The sequence below is a fragment of the Aliikangiella coralliicola genome (assembly GCF_007004725.1).
Taxonomy (GTDB): domain Bacteria; phylum Pseudomonadota; class Gammaproteobacteria; order Enterobacterales; family Kangiellaceae; genus Aliikangiella; species Aliikangiella coralliicola.
The window spans coordinates 20,049-37,121 of sequence record NZ_ML660174.1 but is presented as its reverse complement, the minus strand read 5'-3'; the positions used below and the strand labels follow the sequence as shown (position 1 = coordinate 37,121).

Below are 17,073 nucleotides of genomic sequence, written 5' to 3'. Positions count from 1 at the left end.
TCAATTTTTGCAATATTTTAGGGAAAGGAATTAGTCTTGTCTTTTTATAATAAAAAGCTATTAGGCGTGCTCCTTGGCACAGTTTTGTCACTGCCAGTTAATGCACTCTCAAATAATCATTACTTGCCATTAAAAACAGATCCACTATTTGAGCTTGAACTAGAAAAACTCGCAACTGTTGCCAAAATGCCAACGCTTGCGAAACCATACTCCTTGGCCACTGTACAAGTATATCTGGATAAAATTAATGATAGCCACCCCGAACTGTACCGGCGCATAAAACGGTATTTACAGCGTTATAAAAAGGATTTTAATGTCACTCAGGCAAGTATTGAAGCGAGTTATAGTACCTACGAAAAGAAAACACTGCCAAATGCTCGTGGACGAACTGCCGAAAGTAACATTAGTGGGCATTTTGCCACTCATTGGAGTTTTGCCGATAATTGGAATTTATCGCTAGGCGGAACCGTCAAAGATGAAAGTGATGACTTTGTTCCACACAACACTTACCTGTCTTACATTCATGATTATTTTCAAATTGACCTTGGTTATAAAGAGCTTTGGCTATCTCCATTACAAGAAAGTGCGATGCTTCTCTCAACTCAGGCGGAACCTATTGCGCGATTTTCGATTAGTAGCCCAAGGCCACTGACTGATTGGAAAATACGTTACGACATTTCATTCGGCAAACTTGAAAAAATGGAAGGTATCAGATTTGGCGAAGAAAGATTTCCAGGGCGCCCAGGATTTTTGACGATGCATTTTAGTGGTCAACTTGTGGATTGGTGGACAATTGGTGTTAGCCGAACCATGCAGTTTGGCGGTGGAGAAAGAAAAGTTACCTTAAGCTCATTGTGGGAAGCCATTATTGATCCAGTGAATAGTGATAATTGTGGCGGCGCTTCTGACTTACAAGATTGCACTCAAGAAATCGGAAATCAACAGGCATCTATTTCTAGCAAATTTGACTTAGACTGGGGGACTCCTGTAAGTCTTTATTTTGAACTCGCGGGTGAAGATACCAATGATTTTAAGCCTTACAAACTTGGGAATAAGGCATATAACCTTGGTTTATTTTTTCCGTATTTAACGAGTAAATCTTCATTGTTAGCTGAAATTCAGTATGTTGAAAATGGCTGGTATACTCATCATATCTATCAAGAAGGTTATCGCAATGATCAGAATACAATTGGTCACTGGTGGGGAGATGAAAAAGCGCCAGATGATGCTATTGGTGCTCAAATAATTAGTTTTAAGTATAACTACGAACTAAGTGACGAACATAAATTAGAGCTTTCATATAAAAGCATTTACAACGACCCTGACGCCGGTGGCGAAGGTCCATTTAATAATTATAACTATGAACGCGGTCATGAATTGAATTTAAGACTTGACGAAGTGAATAAAGATGGCATTTGGCATTACGATCTTTACGTTGGTAATGATGTTTTCGGAGAAGACTTTTCTCGGCTTGCGGTAACTTATCGTTGGAGATAAATTTAGCGATACTAGTAAATAGAAAGATAATAAACAGATTTGACCTGACAGCAACTGTAAACAAAGTTATTTACAGTCTCAAGTTGCTGTCAGATTTCATCGAGACCACCAAAACTAAGCTGAATTAGTTCAGACCAAATGTGACATGTCTTCAATTTCAATCAAAAGAAGATTTAACTTCGCCTTCTAAATGGCATTGTAAAGAATTTTAAACTCAACAAGCTAGTTCGTTGATTCTTAACAACCTTGGAATAGAATGCTCCATCACGGCTTTCAAGAGCTTTTGAGCTTAATTGGTATTCTTAGATTTGGCTGTCTTTTTTGAACAGTGACGCCGCCTGGTCCCCCTACCATTAGCCATTTTGTTCATGTTTGGCTAAACCAAAATGTCTTTCAAGCTGGCACTTATAGCGGTTTGAAGGAATTTCTTCTTAAACACTGAGAGAAGCCCTTCGAAACAGCTCTCCAATTTTAAGTTTTTTACCCTACTCTTCAGCTAACTTCTCAACAGTTTCAAGATCTAACTGACTCACAGTGCTCTATTCCTTAACAAAGAATATTAGATTAACTCATTTACTCAGTTTGATTTACTAGCGCGACCATAACGATCATCAAGTCGAACAATATCATCTTCGCCTAAATATGAGCCAGTCTGTACTTCTATTAATTCCAAGGGAAGCTTACCAGGATTTTCGAGGGCATGGATTCGGCCTATCGGAATATAAGTAGACTCATTTTCAGAAACAAGAAAGGTACTATCCCCATTAGTAACTTGCGCAGTGCCAGAAACAACGACCCAATGCTCAGCACGGTGATGATGCATTTGAACACTTAATTTAGCTCCCGGATTTACACTGATCCTCTTAACTTGATACCTTGAACCAATGTCAATTGAATCGTACTTTCCCCATGGTCGATAAACTTCCCTATGAATTTTCCATTCATCTCTATTTGAAGACTTCAATTTACTAACAATATTTTTTACATCCTGAACTTTACTTTTATCTGCAACTAATACCGCATCTTTGGTATCGATAATCACTACGTTATTAAGCCCAAGCACGGAGATCAATCTATCTTCCCCATGAACCAAACAACCTGAAGACTCATGAGTTATAACATCTCCAAGAATACGATTTCCATCAGAATCTTTTTGACTGACATCCCAAATCGCTGACCAAGAACCAATATCACTCCAGCCGGCATCGAGCGGTACAACCACAGCGGAATCAGTTTTTTCCATTACCGCATAATCGATTGACTCTGAGGGACAGTTTCCAAAAATTTCTCCGTCTATTCGAATAAAATCAAAGTCTTTAGTCGACGAAATCATGCTTTTTCTGCATATCTCTAGCATTTCCGGCTGATATTTTTCTAACTCGCTTAAGTACTGACTAGCTTTAAACATAAACATTCCGCTGTTCCAGTAATAATCGCCAGTATCTATATAGCTTTGAGCTGTCTCCTTGTCAGGCTTCTCAACAAATTGAGAAACAGTAAACCCACCTTCGCATGCTTTTCCTCGGTGTATATATCCATACCCGGATTCAGGTGAACGTGCGACGATTCCAAAAGTCACCAATTTATTCTGCTCCGCTAAATTGGTTGCTTCACTTACCGCGTTTTCGAAAGCATTTCTATTCTGAATAACATGATCAGCAGCCAGAACAAGCAACAAAGGGTCATCACCTGCCTCAACGGCTTTTAGTGCAGCTAATGCAATAGCTGGTGCAGTGTTCTTACCCTCGGGTTCCAAAATAATCTTGCCGTTGACGCCGATATCCCGCAACTGTTCAGCAACCAAAAATCGATGCTCATTATTACAAATAATTAGAGGTTGAGCTGCATCCATATTCTCTAAGCGAAAAACAGTGTCTTGAAGCATCGTGTTTTTACCGATGATATTCAAAAACTGCTTAGGATACAGAGAACGTGACATAGGCCAGAGCCTAGAGCCAGAACCTCCAGCCATAATAATAGGATAAATCATATTCATTCTTTCTTAACAATGCTCAAAATACGAACTAGGTATTAAAATAATCTCTATACCAGCTGACAAAATTATCAATACCTTCTTGAACGGAAGTATTTGGTTTAAACCCAACCTCTTTTTCTAACTCAGAAACATCGGCACAGGTGGACGGAACATCACCAGCTTGCAACGGCATAAAGTTCTTAATCGCTTTTTTCCCAACAGCATTTTCAATTGCTTCAACAAAGTCCATTAACTTAACTGGATTGTTATTGCCAATATTAAATACTCGATAGTTAGCGTAGCTTGTAGCAGGATCAGGTTTATCTCCTGACCACTCAGGATTCCCCTCAGGAGGGTTGTCCATAACGCGAACAATTCCTTCAACAATATCATCTATGTACGTAAAATCACGAATCATTTCACCATTATTAAAAATATTAATAGGCTCTTCTTCCAATATTCCCTTAGTAAAAAGAAACAGAGCCATATCAGGTCTCCCCCACGGCCCGTATACAGTGAAAAAACGTAGTCCAGTCGTTTTCATTCCATACAGATGACTATAACTATGTGCCATTAATTCATTAGCTTTTTTACTCGCAGCATATAAAGAAACGGGATGATCAATATTATGGTGCTCGGAAAATGGCTGAAGCGTATTCGCACCATAGACAGAACTTGATGACGCATAAACTAAATGGTTAATTTTATGATGGCGAACGCCTTCCAGAATATTTAAAAATCCGGTTATATTACTCTCCATATAAACATGTGGATTCTCAAGTGAATAACGAACGCCTGCCTGAGCCGCTAAGTTGATAACAGCATCAAACTGATTCTCCGCAAAAAGATTCTCCATACCACTTTTATTAGCGATATCCAATTTCACAAATGAAAACGCTTCATATTCTTTCAGCATTTCCAACCGCGAGAGCTTAATATTAGGATCATAGTAATCGTTAATATTATCAATACCAACAACACTGTCGCCTCGCTTCATTAAATATTGAGAAACGTGAAAACCAATGAATCCTGCGGCCCCGGTTACTAATACTTTCATCTATATTCTCCAAACATCAATTCCAAGCGCAGTTAAGTCTTTGCGTGGAAGAATTCCTTTGATATCAAATAAGCTGCCATCTTTTGTCAACATTGATGCAAAGCTCTCTGCTGATATAGCTTTATATTCTTTATGTGCGACAGCTACCAAAATTAGATCACAATCTTTCATAGAGTCCATGCTAGATAGTTCTACGCCGTATATATTCATCGCTTCTTTTGAGTCAGCCATGGCATCATGAATCAACGGCTCAACACCATAGCTTCTAAACTCGGTGATTAAATCCTCAACTTTTGAATTCCTAAGATCGGGGCAATCTTCCTTAAAAGTCAATCCAAGAATTCCGACCCTGGCACCTTTGATCTTCTTATCTTTCTTAATCATCTCTTTAACACAACGCCCGACAATTAATTTACTCATATTGTCGTTAATCCGGCGACCAGCTTGGATTACCTCAGGTCGGTAGCCAACCTGTTCAGCTTTATAAGTTAAATAATAGGGATCGACACCTATACAGTGACCTCCAACTAATCCTGGTCTGAAAGGTAGAAAATTCCACTTTGTGCCAGCAGCTTCTAAAACATCAAGTGTATCAATATTCATCTTTTCAAATATAACAGCTAGCTCATTCATCAATGCGATGTTGAGGTCTCTTTGAGTATTCTCAATGACCTTAGCTGCTTCAGCGACTTTAATAGTTGCTGCTTTGTGGACTCCAGCAGTAACTACACTGCTGTATACATCAGCTACAATATCAAGAGTTTTCTGATCTTGGCCTGAAACAACCTTCGTTATTTTGGTAAAAGTATGTTCTTTATCACCAGGATTTATTCGCTCGGGTGAATATCCGACAGTAAAGTCTTCACCACACTTCAGCCCAGACTCTGCTTCCAAAATTGGAACGCAATCTTCTTCAGTCGCGCCAGGATAAACAGTGGACTCAAACACAACGATGTCGCCTTTCTTAAGCTGCTGCCCTATTGTTTTCGAAGCGGAAAGCATAGGCCGTAAGTCGGGCTGCCTTGCATGATTAATAGGAGTGGGAACTGCAACTATATGAAAATCAGCCTTTTTTAAATCAACAGGGTCGCAGGTAAAATGGATATCAGCAGCAGTTAGCTCTTCATCACTAACTTCGAGCGTTCGATCTTTTCCATTTTTTAATTCAGATATTCTCTCAGAGCTAAGGTCAAAACCGACGACCTGATGCGAATTTCCAAATGCCACCGCGACCGGCAAGCCGACATATCCAAGTCCTATTACCGATATTTTTCTATCCATTAATCAGTCCTTCCCAAGTTAATTTTAAGTTTTCTAATAACTAAACCATAATTCGAATTAAGGCCGAATTATCCAGTTATTTATCTTAAGGTCAAATAATTACGAAACATCCAAAACTTTAATTTGCGGATATTTTCGTGCTAATAAAAATTTAGGACTATTTTAGTAATCTCTATATTTTAAAAGTAGCTTCAGTCAAGTTACTCCCATTGACTTATAACTATATACATTCATAGCTCTATTTAGAAACCGAGCGCCCTCTTCCTATTGCATAATACGCGATACCTTTCTTTTCCATGGTATTCGGATCATACATATTACGGCCATCGACTATCAGCTTTTCATTTAGACTATTCGAAATCAGGTCGAAATCAGGTGCTCTAAATTGGCTCCATTCAGTACAGATAACTAAAACATCTGCACCTTTTAAAGCAGCTTCTTTAGTACCAACTAGCGTTAAGCCATCTTTTTGTCCATAAATTCGTTGGCACTCTTCCATTGCTTCAGGATCATAGGCTTGAACCTTTGCGCCATTTTCCCATAGTTTTTCCATCAAAACGCGACTCGATGCTTCCCTCATATCATCTGTATTTGGCTTGAAACTCAACCCCCACAGGGCAATTGTTTTACCTTCGATCGCACCTTGATAATGACGGTCAAGATATTCAAACAATTTATTTTTCTGCCGATAGTTCACTTCTTCAACAGCTTCTAAAATTGAAGGTTTATAATCAATGTCATTTGCAGTACGAACTAGTGCTTGAACATCTTTCGGGAAACATGACCCTCCATAACCACAACCAGGATAAATGAATTGATAGCCAATTCTAGGATCAGAACCTATTCCATGACGCACCGCTTCAATATCAGCACCTAACTTCTCAGCTAGATTAGACATTTCATTCATAAAAGATATCTTAGTAGCAAGCATACAATTTGCAGCGTACTTGGTTAGTTCAGCAGAACGTACATCCATGACAATAATTTTGTCGTGATTACGATTAAATGGGGCATAAAGCTCGCGCATCATTTCTTCTGAATGTTTATTAACTGTACCTACGATAATTCTATCGGGCTTTAGACAATCATTTACGGCGGCTCCTTCCTTTAAAAACTCAGGATTTGAAACAACATCGAAATCGATCACCTCACCTCGTTCAGCTAAAACCGTCTTTATTTTCTCGCTAACCTTATCTGCAGTTCCTACCGGTACAGTTGACTTGTTAATTATTATCTTAGGAGTTTGCATATTTTTTGCAATAGTCTCAGCAACAGCCAGAACATATTTTAAATCAGCAGACCCGTCTTCATCAGGTGGAGTACCAACAGCAATAAATTGAAAATCACCATGACCAACTGCAAACTTAGAGTCTGTAGTGAACTTCAATCTACCTGATTGGTAATTGTCTTCAACAAGAGAAGTCAGTCCTGGCTCATAAATTGGAATAATGCCTTTTTCCAGATTTTTTACTTTTTCTTCATCTACATCTACACAGACCACATCGTGGCCAACAGAGGCAAGAACCGCACCTTGAACCAACCCGACATAACCAATCCCAAATACCGTGACTTTCATTCCATTAATCCTAGATAATTTAAATTAAGCGTTTTAAAAATTGGGAGGTGATTAACTAGATCACTTCTCCTTTACCAATACCAAAATACCGAATTTGATACTTCCTCAGAAGGTCTGGGCTATAAAGATTTCGCCCATCAAAAATAGCTTTGTAATTTAGTGATTCAGCTATTTTATCAAAATCAGGACTCCAAAACTCCCTCCACTCAGTACAAATTGCTAGTACATCTGCAGACTCAAGTGCAGCATAAGCACTTGGGGCAATACGAAACCTCTGATTATTCGAATAATGGTGTTTTATTTTTTCGTTTGCTGATGGATCGTAAACGACGACATTAGCGGACTGGGCGAGTAATGCATCAATCAATACTATAGCAGGTGCTCGATCAATATTAGAACTATCTGGCTTAAATGAGCCCCCCCATATCGCAATTGTCTTACCTTTAAGCTCAGTTGCAAAAAAAGACCAGATTTTTCTAAACAACAGATCTTTTTGTCTATCATTTATTTTTGTGACGACATCTAACAAACCTAAGTCGTCAGACCGCAATCTCAGTTCTCGAGCAACTCTCTCAACATTTTCTGCTAAAGCTTTGCCACCGTAACCACATCCTGGATATAGATAATCTCGTCCAATACGAGGATCGCTCCCGATACACTCTCTCACAATGTCTATATCAACATGACTCCGTTCAGCTAAATTCGCCATTTCATTCATAAAGCTCAATCTAGTCGCCAGCATCGCATTGCCAGCAAAGCAGGAAAACTCAGCCTCTCTAGTCTTCACAACTTTTATAACATCAGTTACGCGATTGAAAGGATAAAAAAGTTCCCTCACTTTAGTAAGAACCTGAGCATCATCACACCCTAAAATTATTCTGTCAGGTCGCGAAAAATCACTGATTGCCTTCCCTTCTCTTATTAACAACGGAACACAGCAAACTTTAGCAGAGTTACTTATTTCATTTATCTCCAACTCCAATTGCTCTGATTCTCCAATAAACGAAGGAGTAAGAATGACAAATGTTGCACCATTGATAACAGAATTCTTGAGCTCCATTTTAAACTGTGCATATGACTCTATAGGTGAAACATCTGTGATGATGATAATGTCGAGTTCGCATTCAACTATTTCACTCAAATAATTTAATCTTCCAGAAGAATGTTGTTCGGTGAGTAAATTAGCTAATCCCGGTTCCATTAACAATTCACAATCCGTATTTGTCGAGTTAAAAACAATGACCTGATTACCTACAGAAGCCATCAGCCCTGCTGTAACAAGGGACTTCATACCATCACCTATTACAGCTACTCTCATTTATCTTCCTCTACACCTTTAAAGGTGGCAAAATTACTTTTTACATAGTTCATTAGGTAATTAGTTGACGCATCAAAACACATTGTCATTGAATCTAAATTCAGTTCGCGCAACGTATCATTAGCCATCAACTTTCCGAGTTCAACTCCCCATTGATCGAATGGATTTATGCCCCATATTGTCGCCATTACAAATACTTTGTGTTCATACAGTGCAATTAGTTGCCCTAAACTGTAAGGCGTTAATTCAGGTATCAAAATCGTAGTTGAAGATTGATCGCCAGGATAAAACTTATGGTTCTTTAACTCAGAAGAGCCTCCACCATCAACAGCCGAAGAACCGCCTACCATAAGAGCCCTCGATTGGGCAAAACAATTAGCTATTGTTAACAAATGTTGATTATGTAACGACTTTTCATGTTCAGAAGTTATTGTTGAAAATCGATTAACCGGAGCAATAAAATCACAAGCGACTTTTCTAGTACCTTGATGAAGTAGCTGATAAAACGCATGTTGGGCATTAGGCCCGACTTCTCCCCATAATATTGGGCACGTATCAAACGAAATCCGTTCACCTTGTAAGGTTACAGACTTCCCATTACTCTCCATTTCCAGCTGTGTTAAATAGTCTGGAAAGTATTTTAGACGAGCATCATAGGGTAAGATAGCTTGAGCTTTAATATTGAGAAAGTTTGTATTCCAAATACCGAGCAGACCGAGAATAACTGGAATATTCTGATTAATATCTGTACTAAAAAAATGTTGGTCCAACTTATTAGCTCCATTAAGGAGTCGTCGAAAGTTAGCCATTCCAATTTTTAAAGCAATTGTCAGCCCGACCGCTGACCACAATGAAAATCGTCCACCGACCCAATCCCATAATTTCAGCTGATGCTCAGGGTGTATACCCCACTTTTCCATTTTCGATTCTGAAACCGATATTCCAATAAAATGCTGTTTGATAATTATCGATTCATCCTGGAATGCATTGAGCAGCCATGCTTTTGCCGACGCTGCGTTCGATAGAGTATCAATAGTAGTGAAGGATTTGGAAACAATGACAAATAACGTCGTTTCCGGATTAAGTCTTTCAAATAACAAGGAAACCTGAGAACCGTCCATTGTTGATGCGAAGTGTACATCGACAGGATTTGAGTGAGCTTCCTTAAATTCATCAAGAGCTTCGCAAACTAAAAGAGGCCCCAGATCAGAACCACCGACTCCTAAGTTGACAACATCAGTAATCGGTTTACCGCTATAGCCTCTCCAATTACCAGTAGTAATATCATCAACAACTTTCGACATTCTTGCTAATTCTATTTGCACATGCCGATTAATATCATCGCCATCTAAAACTAAGCTATCATTTGGATTTAGTCTTAATGCAGAATGAAGGGCTGGTCTATTTTCAGTTGTATTAACTTTATCGCCGGAAGCTAAGTTTTTAATTGCATTTGTTAGGTTAAGCTCTTCTCCTAATTCAAATAATAACTGCATTGTGTTGGAGTTTACTTTCTGTTTCGAAAAATCTACAAGTAACTGATCAAAGTTAAAAGAAAGTAAGTCAGAACGTTTATCGCATTTATTTAGCTCTTCGATGCGAACATTCGCAAGTTCATCATCAAGATGTTTTTGCAACTTATTCCATGTTTTGGCTTCGGTGGCGTTCATCAAATTCCTTATTTTCTGGAGAATAAAGTATGAAGTACCTATTCACAATTGAACAATATATAGTGACAAGATAAATATTTTCATTGTTTTTAAGCCTATTTATTCTGGCTTAATGAATTAATGAACTCTCTATATTCAGTACCTTTAGTTTCATGCCGTAGTCCATATTCAACAAATGCCTTCATATAGCCTATTTTTGAACCGCAATCATGGGATTTTCCTGTCATATGAAAAGCTTCCACAGTTTCATATTCCATCAAACTCGCAATTGAGTCCGTCAACTGAATTTCATCACCAGCCCCAGGCCGCGTACTCTCTAGCATATTCCAGATTTTTGCAGAAAGTACATACCGCCCCACTATCGCCAAATTAGACGGAGCTTCATCTAGCGGTGGTTTTTCAACTACTTGCACCATTCCAACTGATTCCCCCGGCTTGAGTGATACTCCTTGACAATCAACAACGCCATAATTAGATACTTGTTTCTCCGGCACAGGTTCAACCATTATTTGACTCGCACCAGTTTCATCAAATCGTTCGATCATCGCAGCGAGATTGTCTCTTTTTAAGTTACAAGACGCGTCATCAATTAAAACATCAGGTAAAACGACTATAAAAGGACAATCGCCAACTAACGGTCTAGCCACAGAGACTGCATGCCCTAACCCTTTTGCTTCACCTTGCCGAACGTGCATAATGGTAACGTCTTTTGGGCAAATCGCCTGAATTTCTTCCAGTAATTGTCTTTTCACCCGCTTTTCGAGCGTCGTTTCAAGCTCAAAAGACTTGTCAAAGTGATTTTCAATACTATTTTTGGATGCATGGGTAACAAGGATAATCTCCTTAACACCGGCCTCAACGCACTCGTTAACAATATACTGAATTAGTGGTTTATCAACTATTGGGAGCATTTCTTTTGGAATCGCTTTTGTCGCAGGTAACATTCTCGTTCCTAATCCGGCAACAGGAATTACAGCTTTTTTAATTGCTCCACTCATATTTTGATCCTTAGTATTTCTATTAATATAATCCTAATTTTGATGGGAACGAAGTATATTTACTTTATGCAAATTATTCTAGTCTAACAGGTCAACCTAGTAATAGTCGCTCCGATAATTTACTCAATTGTATAAGTTCTCACCTACATCACAAATTTCAGTGATTCTGGTAACAAACAAATCCTATCATTGCACGCTTGAAGCGGTAGAGTTAAATGTAACCTGTTCTTTGTTCTATTTTTTAATCGAATTTCAAAGCTCCCCTCGTACACACTAAGCGCCTCATCCTGAAATCCGAGCTTTACCCTTTTTTCTTCAGGATAAGTCACTTCAACTCCCTCAGGGATGTCTATTTTAGTTGGAATTAAGTAGTTTTGTAACGGCTGATTGGAGTTGATATGCCACCCATCTTCTAATTTCACATTAATGGATAGCTCACGACAATGGCGATTTGCTGTGTATTCAGAGCATTTAATATTTAATCGTCCCTTAGCCGAAGCAAAATAGCGCCTGTGCCACGTACTGCCTTCTTTACTATCTTGAAGCGATAATGCGCTGTATAGATGATTGAGTGTTTCTTTTGCAATCTTAGATTCTTTAACCGCGATGAGTTTCGAGAACTTCTTCTTCAAACCTTCTTCACCTAATCTCTTATCCAACTTCCAAATAACGCCCAGCATTACCGCAGAGGCAGCGTAAAGCTCTCCGTCTTGGGATTTTTTTAAAGACAGTAGATTCTGGCGAGGCGCAATGTTGTATAACGCACCTTCAGCGTCCAGAAAAAGCTTAGTGGCTTGATGTTTAAGGATCTGCGCTTTTTTTAACCACTTTATATCATCTGAAACATCATATAAAGCGATTAACGCATCACAAAAATAAGCGTAATCATCAAGATAGCTGCGAAGGAGTTTCTCGCCTTTAAATCCAACCCTGCTTATCATGCCAGTCGACTCTTGGTAACGCTCTTTCCAGAACTTATCTGCAAGCTTTTCTGCAACTCGAACCAGACTTCCTGTTTCTAAAATCGTCTCTGCGTCTATCAGCGCTTTAATCGCCAATGCATTCCAACCGGTGATAACCTTCTGATCAATATGAGGGGAACCGCGCTTTTTGCGCGCATTTACCAATATCTCTTTATGTGAGCTAATAGTCTTCTTTAGATCGGGACTCAGTTGTTTTTTAGGAAAAACTACACCTAGTTTCTGCGAACCTGGTATTTGATATGTCTCATATGCCAATTTATCCAAATTAAAAAGCGCAAGTTCGTCAGGGGTCCACAAATAATAACCTCCCTCCTCTCCGTTAAAATCTGCATCTATCGCTGACCAAAATCCACCATTTTCGTCATATAACTCGGTGAGCATAAATTTAATTGTACTTTCAACCACATCAAAATAAACGGGATCTCTGAAATACTGATACGCCTGGCTATAAACAGAAACTAACTGTGCCTGGTTATATAACATTTTCTCATAGTGGGGCACGACCCAGCCAGGATCAGTTGAATAACGGTGAAATCCACCACTAATATGATCATATAACCCTCCTTGGATCATTTTATCGAGTTGAAGTTTTAACGCCTTTTCAAGATCCGTATTTTTTCCACGTCGTAACTGATCGAGTACATATAACAGCATTGCCTCGGACGGAAATTTTGCTGCACCGCTAAATCCACCATTAACAGGGTCCAGTGCCGCAAGTAGTTTTTGGTTAATCGTCTCAAAGTTTATTTTGTTGGCAGAAGTACCAATAGTTTGATTGAAACGGTTATTGATTAATTCATCAATATTTTTCGCACTTGCCAGTAGAAACTCCGGCTGTGTACGCCAAATAGAACCAACTCGACCAAGTAATTTACGCAGCTTTTCTTTAGGCAAATAAGAGTCGATAAAAACGGGCAGGCCATCACTGTTAATAATCGCAGTAATCGGCCAACCAGCACTTCCTTTTACGTGTTCCAATGCGGCTGAATAGTAGTCGTCGATGTGAGGTAACTCTTCACGATCAACTTTAATTGAATAAAAATTTCTATTTAATATCCTCGCTATCTCAACGTCAACGAAGCTCTCTTTTTCCATTGTATGGCACCAATGGCATGTCGAATAACCAATAGAAAGAAAAATCAGTTTATTATTTTTCTTTGCTTGATTGAGTAACTCACTGCTCCATGACTTCCAATTGATAGGATTAAATGCGTGCTGTTCTAAATAAGGAGACTGGCTATAAATTAACTCATTCAGATAAGCAGGTTCTTTTTTCAGCCTACTCGCCAAGCTCTTTTTATTTTCATTAAAATATCTTTGCCAACGGCCAAATTGTTCTATTTCTGATTGACTGATTCCAGGAGGAGGAAGCAATTCGGCGTTTATTTTATTAGCGTTCAAGACAATCGAAATCGCGAAAAAAAACAATACCCAAATCTTCATTACTTACTTCCAACTGTAGATAAGCGGTCACTATTTTCTTGCTTAATTACATGGAGTTTACCTAGCTCTATATTTTCAAGTATTTGACGCTGCCCATTCGGCCAGATAATTTCAGCTAGTTTGATTTGTGATTCTCCTAGACCAAAATGCTGCATTTTGGGATGGACTGACATGTAGCCGATAGAACCGTGTATTTCTCGCCAAATTTTCCGGTTATCATTCGTAGTAAGAATTATCTGTGCGCCTATTGCATCTCTATTTGATTTATTCGCAACATCGCCTATTAGTTTTAGCTTAACCCAATGATTATTTTTCTTGTTCAAGTTATTGGTATAAAAGTTAGCTTCCTGATGATAATTATTAACAATAATGTCCAGGTCACCGTCATTATCAAAATCGAGATAGGCTGCACTACGAGAATTACCAATCAAATCAAGGCCAGAATTTTTTGATTGATTAACGAGTTTCCCCCCCGAATTCACAAAAAAGACATTCGACTCTTTAGTGGAAACCGGAATATAAACATCTTTTTGTTCTTCACTATGAGGATCTGTGTAATAAGGGTTTTCATTGCTGTACAGGTTGAATTCATTCATCCCATTAAGTACATAGAGATCGCTATCACCATCATTATCATAATCAAAAAAATCTGCGTCCCATGACCAACCCGTTGATGAATACCCTCGTCCAACAGCATCACTTAATTCGTAACTCAAATTGCCCTTATCATCAACACCAGACAAAAATAAATCATTGGCTTCAACCACTCTCATATTTGCCAATTTCTCAGCATTAAATTTCATTGTTGTGTCTTCATTAGGAAGAACATATTTTTCATCCTTGTTCATTGTGACGATATTGGAAATATAAATGTCCGGGCGTAGATCTTGATTCAGATCGCCGATACCAATATTCATTGTATATGACGGCTTATCAGTACCTAAGTCAGCAGCAACATTTCTAAACTTCCCGTTGCCTAAATTTTCAAAATAAACATTAACGCCGAAATCATTACCAACAATCAAATCTTGCCTTCCATCACTATTAAAATCCGTATGCGCGATTGCTTGCGCCCAACCAGTGTCACCCGTATTACTATTTTCGGTAACATTCTTGAACTTGAAATTACCTGTATTTTTAAACAATTGGTTAGGTAAACCGTTATCGTTGCGTCGTTTTAATGTCGGTAAAATTCCCTTTGTATAATGGCCAAAATAAGTCACATAAATATCGAGTAATCCATCATTATCAAAATCAGCAACAGTCGCAGGACCACCTACTAAATCAGCGCCTCCTAAATTTGCCACATCGGTTAAATCTTTAAATTTTGCATTCCCCAAATTTTGATAAACTCGATGCTTATCATTAACGTAAGTAATAACAATATCTTGTAAACCATCATTATTCAGGTCAGCAATAAGTGGTTGTCTTGGCTCGCCAGGAGTATTATCTTCAGGTCGTTTCCAGTCAATTCCTGACTGCTTAGTTATATCAACAAATCGCTTTCCTTGATCATTTAAATAGAGCTTATTTCCCAAGCCACTTAAAATCAACAGGTCAATGAAACCATCGTTATTAATATCTTCTGCTGCTACTCCGCTTCCGCCAAACGCGGGAGGTATAGTAATAACACCAACCCCTTTTCCTTTATCAAGGTAGCTTCGTAACAGACGGTTAAGCCAATCAGAGGAACGATGCATTAAATCAATGCCAACACTTTCAGTTGTATCGCTAAACATGGCCGTTTTTTCACTAACAAACACATCTCGTTTTTTCGCTGATACAATTTGAGCGGTGGCTTCGCTTTTATCTTTTATCATTGAATGCTTTGTAACTCTTCGCTGAATGAGCTTCAGCCCATCAACAAAATATGACTGCTTTAAACGACTAGCACCAATTCTTTTTCCCTCTTCTCCAGCAAGTCTCAGACTAAGAACACCAAATTGCGCAATATTTTCTACCATTAATTCCAAAGCAAAAGGATCTGGTTGAAGTTGCGCCTTAAAACCGGGTTCGTTTAGAGCAAACTCTAAATAGCGCCAATGAATGCCGCTGTCTCGAAACGAATCCATATCATAAGATTCAATATTAACTCGCTCACCTCTAGGAAGTTTTGGGAAAAAGATGGCATCTTCATACTCGTTGATCTCGTGAGGTATAAATTGCTGAATTAGTTCATGGACGTCACTCTCCATAATAATTCCATGCCCATTTTTTAATGCAATTTTTTCTGTTTCTTTATAAAGATCATTGGCAAATTGGATCATCGTCTCGGTAAATAAATTCTTAAACCTCTTACCTTCTTCAGGATCTTTCGGCCAACTTAATCGGGCAAAATAAACTTGTAGGTTGCGGACAAAAAGTTGATTCGAAATTTGATTGTAAGCTGCATATGACTCAACTTTTTGTTGAATAATTTTTCTTACTATTGATAAATCTGCTACGTTTTTTGAGGTTTTGGGTTTCGTCACTAACTCTTCATTTTTTAAGTTCAGCAATGTCGACCAAACATCGTTTAGTGAAGCGAGTTTCACATCATGCTCATTTTTTTTCCTCGCTTTAGCATCGGTTATTTTTAGTACGGCCAGGCTGAACAAGTCGAGGCTGTCTTTTAAGCTTTTAATTGCATCAGGATGTAAAGGAAGCAATGTTGAGTCGAGATCCATCAATGATTCTTGTTGTACCGCCAAAATAGCTCTTAATGCGTAAGCAATGGTAGAATACTGACGTTTATCTTCTTTATTAATCCGAACTTCTTGTCCGCCTGCAAATTTTATCGCCCAGTGTTTCTTTTCATCTTGTTTGAAAGTAAAGTTCTCCGCAATTACATTCATAAGAAGTGATTGAGAAATGGCGGCTTTATTTTCTGCGGACGCGATTTTTGAAGCTCGCTCCCAAACTATCTTAGCCCAACTCTTTTGCAGTAAGTTTTTACGAAAACGAGCTTCATCAGTCAGTGGCGTGCCAAACATAAAATCTTCAAGGCGCGAAGCAGTCGCATAACACTTGGGATCTCTTGCTTTTTCTAGCGCCTTAATTTCGTTAACAATATCGTCAACAGATTCCTCTGCCTGGCTAATACCGCCCAAGCTGACTAATACGCTAGCAATCACTAGTTTTAAAAGACGAGATTTAATAACAAACTCCTACTTAATTGGTTTACCAATGCTCATAATTCACATAACCAGAACGGTATTATATTCCGCAGTGAGTGGCATAACAACGGAATTAGGTCATTAACAACTCAACAGTTAAGCAGGTGATATTTTCCAAAC

10 protein-coding genes are annotated in these 17,073 nt (G+C 38.6%); 1 reads left to right on the top strand and 9 read right to left on the bottom strand.

Annotated features, from left to right (window positions below; all coding sequences use genetic code 11):
• The first annotated feature begins 36 nt into the window (after positions 1-36).
• Positions 37-1,497: a capsule assembly Wzi family protein gene (locus FLL46_RS26305; protein WP_142935328.1), complete on the top strand. Its 1,461-nt coding sequence runs from the start codon at positions 37-39 to the stop codon at positions 1,495-1,497.
• 577 nt (positions 1,498-2,074) lie between these two features.
• On the opposite strand, the gene FLL46_RS26300 is transcribed toward FLL46_RS26305, so the two are convergent.
• The 9 genes from FLL46_RS26300 to FLL46_RS26260 form a co-directional block, all read right to left on the bottom strand.
• Positions 2,075-3,487 (bottom strand): mannose-1-phosphate guanylyltransferase/mannose-6-phosphate isomerase, encoded by a 1,413-nt coding sequence (locus FLL46_RS26300; protein WP_142935327.1) that lies wholly within the window; start codon positions 3,485-3,487, stop codon positions 2,075-2,077.
• A 34-nt stretch (positions 3,488-3,521) separates the two neighbouring features.
• A complete protein-coding gene (locus tag FLL46_RS26295) occupies positions 3,522-4,529 on the bottom strand; it encodes an NAD-dependent epimerase (RefSeq protein WP_142935325.1) in 1,008 nt (335 codons plus the stop codon).
• On the bottom strand, positions 4,530-5,810 hold the full coding sequence (locus FLL46_RS26290; protein WP_142935323.1) for a nucleotide sugar dehydrogenase: 1,281 nt from the start codon (positions 5,808-5,810) through the stop codon (positions 4,530-4,532).
• Positions 5,811-6,048: 238 nt separating this feature from the next.
• Positions 6,049-7,386: a UDP-glucose dehydrogenase family protein gene (locus tag FLL46_RS26285; protein WP_142935321.1), complete on the bottom strand. Its 1,338-nt coding sequence runs from the start codon at positions 7,384-7,386 to the stop codon at positions 6,049-6,051.
• A 55-nt stretch (positions 7,387-7,441) separates the two neighbouring features.
• Positions 7,442-8,704 carry a nucleotide sugar dehydrogenase gene (locus tag FLL46_RS26280; protein ID WP_142935319.1) on the bottom strand — a complete coding sequence of 421 codons (1,263 nt, stop codon included), beginning with the start codon at positions 8,702-8,704 and terminating at the stop codon, positions 7,442-7,444.
• A complete protein-coding gene (gene pgi, locus FLL46_RS26275) occupies positions 8,701-10,374 on the bottom strand; it encodes a glucose-6-phosphate isomerase (RefSeq protein WP_142935317.1) in 1,674 nt (557 codons plus the stop codon). Before pgi ends, FLL46_RS26280 begins: the two co-directional genes overlap by 4 nt.
• Before the next feature lie 95 nt (positions 10,375-10,469).
• Complete coding sequence (gene galU, locus FLL46_RS26270; protein WP_142935315.1) at positions 10,470-11,372, bottom strand: UTP--glucose-1-phosphate uridylyltransferase GalU; 903 nt, start codon at positions 11,370-11,372, stop codon at positions 10,470-10,472.
• Between the two features lie 143 nt (positions 11,373-11,515).
• Positions 11,516-13,798: a DUF255 domain-containing protein gene (locus FLL46_RS26265; protein ID WP_142935313.1), complete on the bottom strand. Its 2,283-nt coding sequence runs from the start codon at positions 13,796-13,798 to the stop codon at positions 11,516-11,518.
• Positions 13,798-16,911: a CRTAC1 family protein gene (locus FLL46_RS26260; protein WP_142935311.1), complete on the bottom strand. Its 3,114-nt coding sequence runs from the start codon at positions 16,909-16,911 to the stop codon at positions 13,798-13,800. The genes FLL46_RS26265 and FLL46_RS26260 overlap by 1 nt, the downstream gene beginning before the upstream one ends.
• Between the last annotated feature and the right edge of the window lie 162 nt (positions 16,912-17,073).